Genomic DNA, 353 nt, shown 5'->3' with positions numbered 1-353 from the left:
CGTTATTTGCTGCCAGAGTTTCTTCATCCACTGTGCCCATACGTTTGATGGTCAGCGGGCCGGTATCCTCAATTTTGCCATCAGCAGAACTTTTGATGACGCCGCGCGGGCCGAATTCTTTACGGAAGGCCGGGTCTTTCGGATAGTCAGGGTTTTCCGGTTCTTCTTCCGCATTCAGGTGATAAAGATTACCGAAGAACTCATCAAATCCATGGGCGGTAGGCAGGAATTCGTCGCGATCGCCGAGGTGGTTTTTACCAAACTGACCGGTGGCGTACCCCAGTTGTTTAAGAATATTGGCAATGGTCGGGTCTTCTTTCTGCAACCCTTGCGGTGCGCCAGGCATACCCACT

General features: G+C 51.8%; 1 protein-coding gene. It reads right to left on the bottom strand.

What is annotated here, in order from left to right; translation table 11 throughout:
- Window positions 1-353: sulfatase-like hydrolase/transferase (locus J1784_RS00155; RefSeq protein ID WP_217147571.1), on the bottom strand; the 353-nt coding region annotated here is incomplete at both ends.

Origin of the sequence: Rahnella ecdela (assembly GCF_019049625.1) — a bacterium.
In the GTDB taxonomy this organism is placed as follows: Bacteria; Pseudomonadota; Gammaproteobacteria; order Enterobacterales; family Enterobacteriaceae; genus Rahnella; species Rahnella ecdela.
This window is presented reverse-complemented; position numbering and strand designations above follow the sequence as displayed.